The following is an 11,019-nucleotide window of genomic DNA, read 5'->3' as shown; positions in this document are numbered from 1 at the left end:
CTTGTCCTGCAAGGCTTCACGATACCAGTCGGCGTCATAGCCCCGATCGGCCAACAGCCATTCCGCCCCGGGCAGGCCGCTCAGCAGGGCCGCCGCACCGGTGTAGTCGCTGACCTGGCCGGCTGTTATGAAGAACTTGATCGGGCGGCCGTTCGCGTCCGTGACGGCATGCAACTTGGTGTTCATGCCACCCTTTGTCCGCCCAATCAGCCTGCCACGCCCCCCTTTTTCAACCGCAGGCTCGAAGCCGTGCGGTGCGCCTTGAGATAGGTGGCGTCGATCATCACTGTCTTCCGGTCGGCGGCCTCGGAAGCGAGCCCCTCCATCATCCGGGCGAAAACACCCATGTCGCTCCAGCGCTTCCAACGGTTGTAGAGGGTCTTCGGTGGACCATACGCTGGCGGCGCATCGGACCAACGCAAGCCATTACGATTGATGAAGATTATCCCGCTCAAGACTCGCCGATCATCGACCCTCGGTTTGCCACGACTCTTTGGAAAGAACGGCCGCAGCCGCGCCATCTGCTCATCACTCAGCCAGANAAAGATTGCTCATAATGCCCCCATCAGTTCGGGAGCGTGAATCATGCTGACAGGGCGCCCGCAAGCCGGTTAATGGGTCCTGACCCTAGGCGCCTTCGCACAACGGTCTCGTAGGCCTCCGGACTTTTGTAGCCAAGACCGTCGGAAATTCTCTTCGGGCTCTTTAATGACTTGATCTTGAAGGATTCAATGATACCGGTCCAGTTCCCGTTCGCTACCAGCTCTTGGAAATATCCCAGCTTCCCCTCATAAATCTGAGACGGATTCGCCGTTACGCCCAGATCTTGAGCCTCTACATCAAAGTCTGAGAATGAGGGCACTGCACTAGAAATACGCGCTGCGAAAGCCTTGTATGCCGCGTCCTTGGCGAGCCGCTTCATGTCCTCATCTGAGATGGCTGCGCAAGCAGCGTCACAAAGAACTTCAAGTGACGCTTCTGATCCGGAGAGTTCGCGAATATTGTCGATCACTTCGGGATGGTAGTAGACGGACTCAATGGCGTAAAATGTTATCGGATGTACGCCTTTCGCGATCAATTGCTCTGCATTGGGAAGGTTGTCGCGGTCAACTAAACCGCGCGCCTCCATATGGTGAAGCTGGTCCATGCTCCTAAGACCTGATGTAGAGTTCACCACGTCACGACAGCTTCCAGCGGCCAGCACTGTAAAGTTCGTATAAACGGCGCTGTATATCGGCAAGTCCAGACTCGAGGTTTCCCCTTCGACGAAGATTACCTTCTCGCGCGCGCCGTAGATCGCCTCAGAAACGGCAGGAGCGAGCTGCCAAACGTTTGCGATGAATTCGCTCCTCCATCCGTTAGGCTCCTTACCATAAAGAAGTAGTACACTACCAAGAGGGTCAGCCCGAGGCAGACTTACGTCGTGAGTCGCGACAACCCAAGCGAGATCGGGGCGTAGTTCGCGAAGGTGGCTAAGCAGAGGCGCTGAAATCGCACGATGCAAGTGCCGTTCGGGTTCGTCAACGAGTATTGCATTGCCTTCTTCAGCTAAGATTGCTTGGGTCGCAATGATGAAGGCCGCCCGTTCGCCGTCGGACATTTCGTTGAAGTCATAAGTGCCGTCTACTCCACTTTTGTTGACCTTGAGCACGGAATCCTGATCCCACTTGAAGGAAATTGGGAGTGAAGCGGCGCGAAATGCTTCATTTATCAATTTTAGCGGCATCTCCTCGAGCAGCTTTTTCTTCATTTCTTCATTGCCCGCTTGATCCTGCCGGACGTACTCGGCGTTGGAAAAATCTTCGCGTGCCTTAAGCCGAAATAACATGGCCTTTAGCCACCGTTGGCTATTGTGGTGACCACTGGACGTCCTTGAATTCGCACTGCTGATCGTGTTCCGTTCGTTTCTTGTTTCAACCACCGCCTGTTCAGCTGTTATAGAAACTGCGCTTTCTGGAAAAATGACTTCCCGGTTGCCCGGTATCAGCTTAGTGTTCTCTCTTCGTCTGGCCCACTGAAACAATAAAGTCGATTTTCCAGAACCGTTTGGTCCGAGAATATAGAGGGCCTTTCCCGCCTCTAAGCTTAACGTGTGGATCTCACCTTCAGCGTTTGGGAATGTAAGCTCTACCAAGAATCTGTCTCCGTGATCCGTTTGCTTCGGATCACGCTAGTATCTTTATGGTATCCCGTCACGCTTGCGAGTTCCTCTTCTCTCCGCCCGAGGTCATGACCGATAAGCTGCCGTTCCGAAAATGCATTGGTCCCGCAGTCCATCGCTCCATACCAAGCCGTTATGCTGCAATGAACATGAAGGACGGCTACAGGGCTGAAACNAAAGATTGCTCATAATGCCCCCATCAGTTCGGGAGCGTGAATCATGCTGACAGGGCGCCCGCAAGCCGGTTAATGGGTCCTGACCCTAGGCTCTTGGTTCGCATCAGCTCTCTGCATTTTTCTGCTACGTCGGCAGGTAAGCCAGTCCTTCTAAGAATCTCCAAGTCGCGCCCACGCGGCAAACATAGAACGCCGCCTGAGTGGCCCATGCGAGATCCCGCCTAATGGCCTGGGACTTCAAAAGACACGCACGACCCTCCCAGTCAGTAATCATTTCTGTGATGCCGTTGGTCACGCCATCATTACTATTGCATATTTCCGCGAATCGCGCAAAAACAATACAACAAACACGAAATCACGGATTTGCCATGAAGAAGATTATTCGCGACTACAAAGCCCTCTGCCGAACCGAAGGCTTCGAACTACTCGGTGTCGAGACCGACCGCAGGCACTGCCGTCTCAACTTCGCGGCCGGCTTCGTGGTGGCGCCCAGCACGCCCTCGGACCAACGCAATCTTAAACACGTTCGCAGTGCCATTCGCCGCCTACACGCTTGATCGAAAGGAACCAGGATGACCGATTTGAATACCCCTGAAGAACGCCGCGCGGCTTGCATTGAGATGCAGTTCGAATTCAACGGGGATCCTCACTTCTGGGACTATGCCCAGTGGATCGCTGAACTGCTGCAAAACGCCCTCGAGAACGTCGAAGGTCTGGTCGGCACGGAAAATGCGGCAGCGCCGCTTCGCCAGCTCGTGGAACCCGTGGCGGAAGTCGAAGGAAGCGAACGCGCGACGTGGCGGGAAGTAATGGAAGACGTATTTTCGGCAGGAACTGTCTGGCCGATTGGTGAGCGTTTCCAGCATGCCCTGCTCTATGGCCTGTTCGGTGTGACCCCGGAGTTCGTCGAGCCTGCATCTCGTGCAAAGTGGATCGACGAACTCGTCGCCGAAGTAGCGGCATTCGGCGCGCGCAACGATGTGCAGGCTCTCGATGTAGCAGATAACCCGATCGTGCGGATCGCCAACCTCGCTGCATCGCGCCATGCCTTGGATCACGTAAGGGGCGAAGTCGATACGGCGTCGATGTCAATTCTTGGCGGAGTATCGGAAGGACGGGTTCGCAACCTCATGAGCGGTTCGGACGCTGCGCTCGAACGCGGCCCCAATGGCGGCGTTATGGCGGTGAGCGCACTGGCGTGGCTCATGAAGCGGAAGGACTTTTTTCGTTCGATCTGGTTCGAGGAGGACAAGGAAGAGGAACTTGCCGACGGAAAGCCCATCAACCCGAGCTGCACGATCTTCGTGCCGGTAGCCCGGGACGGTTCGATGTTCAATCCGGACCTCAAGCGCGGCGGAAGCTACCAGATCGGAGCGAAGGGGCACGAATTGCATTTCGACAGCTTCATGGAAGCGTTGGACGCTCTCAACGCGATGCCGGTGCCTCGCTGGCGCCGTCCCAATGACCAGGGCCACTGGGGGATCGTGAGCGGTGTCGCATGGCAGCGCGTCGCCCGCCCGTGAGAAATGAAAGAAGTAACAATGAACGAGTATTCCATGTCCCACATGTCAAACCCCGAAGAGATCCTCGAAAGCTTGCTCACGTCGCCTCCGGGGCGCACCAAGGAGGCGCCCCGCGATGCTCGCGGCATCTACGGACTTGTCGATCACCGCGGTGACCTTCGCTACATCGGGTCGACCAGCTCGGCCTCAGAGACCCTGCACAAGCGGATTCATTTGCGTCACCGCACCGGGTCGGAAACCATGAGCCATTATTTCTCCCACATGTATAACACCGGGCGGATGTGGCGCTTGCGGAAGGATGCGGCGACGAAAGCCGACGGAGATATCGCGAAGGCGCTTCGGGATGCCTTTATCGCGGAATACTGCCGCGCCGTCTGGGTCCCGCTTCCGGATGAGTTTGACATCCCGGGTCTGGAGCGTGCGGTGCTCGAAATCGCACCCAAGGAGCACATCGCTTGGAACCGCCGCCGGATGGAAGTCTACGAAGAGCCGCGCAACCTCGTAGATGCCATGATCACGTCTCTCGGCTTGTCCGACACCGAGATCGAAGCGATCACACGCCAGGAAGCCCGGTTTTTTGCCCATCGCGAGGTTCAGAGCGGACCCGCCCTCCCAGCCTTTCCGAACGGCCCCTTCGAGTTCTTCGCGCTGGATGTCGAGACCGCCAACAATGATCGCGCCAGCATTTGCCAGATCGGAATCGCGGGCGTCCGTCCAGACAATTCGATCGAAACCTGGGTCACCTACGTAGACCCGAAGACCGACGCTTGGTCCTGCACTTGGGTGCATGGAATCGACCGCACGACGGTCCGCGGTGCGCCAGTATTTTCGGAAGTGCTACCCCTCCTCGATGAGGTGCTGGAGGGGCGCGTGATTTATCAGCACTCCGGTTTCGATCGCAGTGCAATGACCGCCGCCAGCAAAGCCGCCGGGCTTGAAATGCCCGCTTGGGAATGGCGCGACAGCGTTAAGGTGGCACGAAAGGCTTGGCCGGAACTCAAGGGCAACGGCGGACACGGTCTCGCGTCTCTGAAGGACTACCTCGGGTTGGATTTCAAGCACCATGACGCCGCTGAAGACGCTCGCGCGTCCGCCGAGATCGTTCTCATCGCCGCCGGCAGCGTTGACCGACCGAAGCGTCTGGCTCCTGCCCGGGAAGTTTTCGATGTCATTGATCTTGAGGATGAGCCGGTAGATGGGCCCCCGCCGCTTGGCAATGGCCCGCGGCTGATCGGTGAAACGGAGCTCACAGCCGGAAACCTCGCGAACAACCACATCTACCTGCGTGCCTTCCTTGGCGCATTTCCCGCAGATGCGATCGGAGGCAGCAACAAGTCGAGCCTGGCCCCGCGCATGGTCACTATCGACTGGGGCGCAGCGTCACCGGAAACGACCGATATCGACGGCTCGAAGAAGTTTTTCCGCAACCGCGCCTGGGTGCGTGACTTCTTCGAAAGGACCAACGCACGCAGCGGCGACATCGTCGCAATTCACGAGCTGGCTCCGTATCGTTACGCGGTTTCTTTGAAGCGAAACGGTTGAAACTCGGCGATGCGCTTTGCGGTAGTGTGACCTGCTGACCTGCCACGTGACTTTCATCCAGCCGTGACCGGAAGATACTCTCAGGGGTCAACAGATGCCTCATGAACTCCGCTCATTCGACGGGATCGGGCTAAGTTCAAGCCTCCTAACGCAACCACCCATCAGTTGCCCTGCAAGCCCTCGATCAAGAGTGCCCAATAGAATTCAGCGGCGCCCTCTTGGGTGAGATGCGGGCTGGGCTGCTGCGGGCCTATTGCCATGCCCATCGGCTTGAAGAACAACTTTTGATCATCGCTCCCGACCGAGAGGCTTTCGTTGTGCGTATTCGCCTCCCCAGTGTCATTTTCAAGCCATGTGATGCCCTGACCGAACATCCCCCCTACCCTGATCGTGCCACCTGCGGCCTTTGCGCCGTTTATGTAGATAGTGGCGGTGAAGCAATCGCTGTCGACGCGCCGGTAGCGGGTCGTAATGCCTTCGTTTCGCGTTTCGAGCTCTTCTAACGACCCCTGGAAGAACTTCGCCATGTATTCGAAGCCATCGAAAAGAAAGCTCTCGCGGTCAGCTTCGGTGAATTCCTTTTTAAGCCGCAAATTGGACGATCTCGGAAAAATCGGAGCCTCAGGCTCATCCATGGCTTCGGTAGCAATTTCGGCTTCAATGTTGCCATGAGACACCTCCGGAAAAGGAGCAGCTCCCAGAGCATCGATAGCTTGGCGAATGGACGTCGTTACATCGTGGAACGCCTCGTCTCGATCCGGCCAGCGTGTAATCGGTTTCGCGTCAGTTGGGGTCACAAGGAACTCGGACAATTCCGTGTGTTTCCAGTCGCACGGTCGTAAGATGACAGAAATCAACCGAGCCGAACCTTCGCGATGGCGTTCGATCGCGCGGCTTTTTTCGATCTGGTAACAATAGTCCGATGCGATGAAGTCCGGACTAACAAGCAGTAGGATAATGTCAGCTTGATCCAGCTTTTCCGAAATAGTCCAGTCCAGACGGTCGCCGACCACGAGTCTCCGGTCATGCCACACGTCGACCATACCTTGTCGTTTGAGCATGGCGAGGTGAACTTCGAGTTCATCGCGAAGGCCCTCGTCGGCATGGCTGTAGGAGATGAAAACATGTGCACCCATGCCTTGGGTCCTTTCTTAAATCACTGGAGCAGGGGGCCGCGCAGCAGCAGGGCCCCATAGCCCGCGAGAGTAGCACCGCCGACACAATCCGCTGGCTGCAACACGATGGCAGTCCAGTCTACGTGAATAAAAGTGTATTATCGACCGCTCGTTCAATAGCTTGCGGGGATTCCCGCAGAGGTCGCGGAGTTTCATCAAGGACCCTGAATAACTGGGGCCAAGTGGCAAGACCTCATGCAGCATTCCGTGCCATCGCTTCCGCCTGCTTGATCACCAATTTGACGGCCTCCGCTTGGAGGTCTGGCGGATAGCCGTGCCTCCGAAGAATCCGCTTCACGGCCACGCGCATTTTTGCGCGGACATCATCCCGCTCCCACCAATCTACGCCTGAGCTGTCGCGGACCGAATTCACCAGTTCAGTCGCGATGATCCGTAGTTCCTCGTTACCGAGAACCTCTACGGCGCTTTCATTTTGAGCGAGCGCATCATAGAAGCTTCGTTCCTCGCTCGTGAGATTGTCCGGCGGTTCGGCCTGGAGATCCTTGGCGAGCGCGATCAGCTCCTGGATGACCTGCAATGCGTCAACGCTCCGGTTATGATACCGGGAGATCGCACTTGTCAGCCGCTCAGAGAATTTCTCGTTCTGAACCACGTTCCCCCGGGTCCGAGCCGAGATCTCCCCATTCAGAAGCTTCTTCAATGCTTCGACCGCGAGGTTCTTGTGTTCCATGTTCTGGATTTCCAGCAGGAACTCTTCTGACAACACGCTTATGTCCGGCCGATCGAAGCCACATGCTTCCAGGATGTCGATGACCTCCGTCGATGCGACCGCTCGATTGAGGAGCTGCTCGATTGCGAAGTCCGGGTTGCCGAAGCCTTTTCGACCGCCGTTCACGTCCATTTTCTGGAGAGCGGATCTGACAGCCAGGAAAAAGGCTACCTCTTCGGCGTGCTGCGACGCTTCCGAGGACCCGGCTGCCAGCTTGAACGCTTTCGCCAGGTTCGCGACAGCATCCATGAAACGCTTTCCGAAATCTTTGCTGTTGTCGCCGGCTTCCTCGCGTGCCCGTTCCAGGACATGGTTCGCTGCCTTCGGCAAGATCTCGATACGGTCGGAGCTACTGCCACCCAGAGCCCGCGAATAATCGAAGCCATGAAATACCCCGCGCGCCACTTCCAGCGCTGTGAGAAAGGCTGCGACAGCCTCGCGTTCGTCGACACCAGTTTGTTCCTGGTCGCCTTGGGAGTAATGGGCCAGCGCATTCTTCAGCTCTGCGGCGAGACCGATGTAGTCAACGACCAGACCAGCTGGCTTGCCCGAAAACACCCGGTTGACCCGCGCGATGGCCTGCATGAGCCCATGGCCCCGCATCGGTTTGTCTACGTAGAGCGTGTGCATGCATGGCGCATCGAAACCGGTAAGCCACATGTCTCGGACGATGACGAGCTTGAGCGGGTCGGTCACGTCCTTGTATCGGCGCCGAAGCGCTTCCAACCCACCCTTGTTCCGGATGTGAGTCTGGAAGTTGGCAGGATCGGTCGCACTACCAGTCATGACGACTTTCACCGCGCCCACCTCATCGGTGTCTGCGTGCCACTCAGGTCGTGCCGCGACGATCCTTTCGTAGACCTCGACGCAAATGCGCCGACTCATGCAGACGATCATCGCCTTCCCATCTATTGCTTCCAGCCGGGCATCGAAATGCTCAAGGATGTCCGCGACGACAGCGTCAAGGCGCGTCGGCGCGCCTACGAGTTTCTCAATCCCCGACCACCGACGAGCCGCGGCATTCGCTTCTTCTTCGGCCAAGCCTTCGGTCGCCTCGTCGAACTCTTCGTCGAGAACCTGTTGCACCTTGCTATCGAGTTCGATCCGGGCGACACGGCCTTCATAAAAGATCGGCACCGTCGCCCCATCTTCGACAGCTTGAGCGATATCGTAGACGTCAATGTAGTCGCCAAACACGGACCGCGTATTCGCACCGATCAGTTCAACCGGCGTCCCGGTGAAGGCGACATAGACCGCATTGGGAAGGGCCGTTCGTAGATGGTGGGCGAGGCCGTGGCGCACCTCACCTGACTTCTCGTCGATTTTCGCATCGAAGCCATACTGCGTTCGGTGCGCTTCATCGACCATGACGATCACATTCGAACGATTGGTCAGTTCGGGGAAATCGTGACCACGTTCAGGTCGGAACTTCTGGATCGTCGAGAAGACGATACCACCCACCTCCCGGTTGAGAAGACGCTTGAGGTCCTCGATGCTGTCGGCCTGAACGGGGTCTTCGCCCAAGAGATCGCGGCAGCGTCCGAACGTCGTGAACAACTGGTTGTCCAAGTCATTCCTATCGGTGAGCACCACGATCGTGGGGTTCTCCAACGCTGGGAGATGCATCACACGCCCGGCAAGGAAGGTCATCAGGAGAGATTTCCCTGACCCCTGCGTGTGCCAGATCACGCCACCTTTGCCGTCATCGCCGCGCGCGGCAACAATCGAGTCGACGGCTTTCCGGACCGCATGGAATTGGTGATAGCCCGCCGCTTTTTTGACCGCTCCCGTCCCTTCATCTTCGAACACGACGAACCAACGGAGCATATCCAACAGGGTTCGTCGGTTGAGTAGCCCGTCGGTCAACGTGCCGAGCGCGATCGCCTCATTCTCCCGCACGATCTTTTCACCGTCGATCGTCCGCCATTGCATGAATCGGTCCCAATTTGCCGAGAGCGTGCCATACCGCGCGTTGATGCCATCGGAGACGACGGAAAAGACGGTGCTTCGAAATAAGTTCGGGATATCGGCTTTATAGTTCTCGATCTGGGTGAACGCAGCATCGATGTCCGCGCCCTCTGTGCCCTTCAATTCGACGACCACCAACGGGAGACCGTTGAGGTAAAGCACCACGTCAGGAATGCGGGCGACGCGCCCGACCATGTCGACCTGGTTGATCGCTTCCCAGACGTTATTCTCGTCGGTCCAATCAATCAGGCGGGCGCGCCCGCTCCGCTCTTCGCCGTTGTGGAAGTATTCGATCGGGACACCCCGGATCATGAGGTCATGCATCCGGCGGTTTTCTGCGACGAGATCTCCGCCCAATGCGTCGTCGTTGACCTTTGAGACGACCTCGGCGACCGCTCCTTCTGACAACTCCGGGTTCAACCTGGCAACCGCCTCGCGGAAGGTCTTTTTCAGGATCGAATCATGGAAGCTGCGACGTTCCGGGTCGCGTGCCTCGGGCGATATGTCGGCGCCCGACCTGACCCGGAAGCCCAACTCGGCGAGCTTTTCCAGCATCCAGTTTTCGAGATCGGCTTCGGAACTCCAGGCCATCACGCTCCTCCACCGGGTTTCATTCCCCCGGCCAGAGCACGAACGGGCTCTGAGAACGCATTATCCATCTTGCGATAGTGGTCGATGAGCCATGTGATCATCTCGTCCCAGTTCTCCTTTGAGTATCCTTGGACGGACGTCTTGCAGACGACCATGCTCACCTTCTTGTCGTCGATCCTGCGCCACTCAAGCTCTTCGCCCACCATGGACTCGAAGGCTTCTTTGTCCCGGGCCAACTGGTCGAAGAGCCATTTGTTTTCGGCCGGGTCAGATCGGTTCAGTTGGAATTCGACTCGCACCTCATAGCGAAGGAAGATCAATGTGAGTGTGACACCAGACACTCCCACGCTGGAGTTGAGCCAATGGTCGCGCGATGGTGTGATGTTTTGCCATCGCTCCAGCCCGGCACCACGAAGCGCCTCCAGCGCCTTCTCCCAGAACTCGAGCCGCATCTGGTGGGTCCACCTCTGTGCCCCTTTGGCCGACTTCTCCTCGCTGTCCTTCTCGGCCATGCGGATCATGTAATCGGCTGCCTCGGGTGTGGGGATCACTTGCTGGAGGTCAACGAAGATCTCTGCGCCGAACTGGTAGGGCACGACCTTGACGCAGCGCGCATCTATCTGGTGCTCGCGCAGCCAGAGCACCGTGGCCGTGACCTCCCGCCGGAAATTCGCCGCGATGAACACGACGCGCTGGTTTGTGCCATCGTTCAGCACGACCTCGTCCAGTGTGTCTTCTCCCAGGAACTCGCAGATGAGCCCGGCCGCGTCGCCGCCGCCCTGGCTGTCGAGATACTTCTGGAAGATGCCCACGATCTCAGCCTTCTTCAGGCTGGAGCAGTAGGCGGCATATTTGAGGGCCTGCCAGACGACATCCCGGCCGGAATCGTCCAACTTGTTCTCGATGATGACAAGCTGCCCGGCCCGATCCAACGCCAGCAGATCGAGGCGCTCCCGGGTGCCGTCGAACCCGTCGAACTCCTTCTGGATGATCAGAAGGCCATCCTCGCCCTCGCTCATCGCCTCACAAAGCGCGTCCGGCATGGTGGCCAGCCATTCCTGGAGGTGCTCCCGTTCCCGGAACCCGACCTCGGAGAAACAGGTGCGCTCGAGCTTGCGCAAGCGGTTGGCGGAACGGTCGATCTGGAACATGA

7 protein-coding genes and 1 pseudogene are annotated in these 11,019 nt (G+C 57.7%); 3 read left to right on the top strand and 5 right to left on the bottom strand.

Features of this window, described 5'->3' with window-relative positions; genetic code table 11:
• Both GQE99_RS15060 and GQE99_RS15055 read right to left on the bottom strand, forming a co-directional pair.
• Positions 1-521: pseudogene (locus GQE99_RS15060) on the bottom strand (IS5 family transposase); the annotation flags it as partial.
• A gap of 62 nt (positions 522-583) precedes the next feature.
• A complete protein-coding gene (locus GQE99_RS15055) occupies positions 584-2,134 on the bottom strand; it encodes an AAA family ATPase (RefSeq protein WP_161352466.1) in 1,551 nt (516 codons plus the stop codon).
• 571 nt (positions 2,135-2,705) lie between these two features.
• Between GQE99_RS15055 and GQE99_RS15050 the strand changes: the two genes are divergently transcribed.
• From GQE99_RS15050 to GQE99_RS15040, 3 genes are read left to right on the top strand one after another with little or no spacing between them, the layout of a single operon-like run.
• Positions 2,706-2,894 carry a hypothetical protein gene (locus tag GQE99_RS15050; protein WP_161352465.1) on the top strand — a complete coding sequence of 63 codons (189 nt, stop codon included), beginning with the start codon at positions 2,706-2,708 and terminating at the stop codon, positions 2,892-2,894.
• A 15-nt stretch (positions 2,895-2,909) separates the two neighbouring features.
• Positions 2,910-3,860, top strand: a complete 951-nt coding sequence (locus tag GQE99_RS21315) for a hypothetical protein (protein ID WP_202530856.1) — start codon at positions 2,910-2,912, stop codon at positions 3,858-3,860.
• Positions 3,861-3,878: 18 nt separating this feature from the next.
• Complete coding sequence (locus GQE99_RS15040) at positions 3,879-5,402, top strand: exonuclease domain-containing protein (protein ID WP_235917257.1); 1,524 nt, start codon at positions 3,879-3,881, stop codon at positions 5,400-5,402.
• A gap of 161 nt (positions 5,403-5,563) precedes the next feature.
• On the opposite strand, the gene GQE99_RS15035 is transcribed toward GQE99_RS15040, so the two are convergent.
• The 3 genes from GQE99_RS15035 to GQE99_RS15025 all read right to left on the bottom strand — a co-directional run bounded on the left by GQE99_RS15035 (position 5,564) and on the right by GQE99_RS15025 (position 11,017).
• Entirely contained in the window at positions 5,564-6,538 is a 975-nt protein-coding gene (locus GQE99_RS15035) for a toll/interleukin-1 receptor domain-containing protein (RefSeq protein WP_161352464.1), read from the bottom strand.
• A gap of 232 nt (positions 6,539-6,770) precedes the next feature.
• A complete protein-coding gene (locus GQE99_RS15030; RefSeq protein ID WP_161352463.1) occupies positions 6,771-9,866 on the bottom strand; it encodes a type I restriction endonuclease subunit R in 3,096 nt (1,031 codons plus the stop codon).
• Positions 9,866-11,017 (bottom strand): DUF4268 domain-containing protein, encoded by a 1,152-nt coding sequence (locus tag GQE99_RS15025; protein ID WP_161352462.1) that lies wholly within the window; start codon positions 11,015-11,017, stop codon positions 9,866-9,868. The genes GQE99_RS15030 and GQE99_RS15025 overlap by 1 nt, the downstream gene beginning before the upstream one ends.
• Between the last annotated feature and the right edge of the window lie 2 nt (positions 11,018-11,019).

This window comes from Maritimibacter harenae, from assembly GCF_009882975.1.
Classification (GTDB): domain Bacteria; phylum Pseudomonadota; class Alphaproteobacteria; order Rhodobacterales; family Rhodobacteraceae; genus Maritimibacter; species Maritimibacter harenae.
Note: the sequence above shows the minus strand (reverse complement) of the source record. Positions and strands in the feature narration are given on the sequence as shown.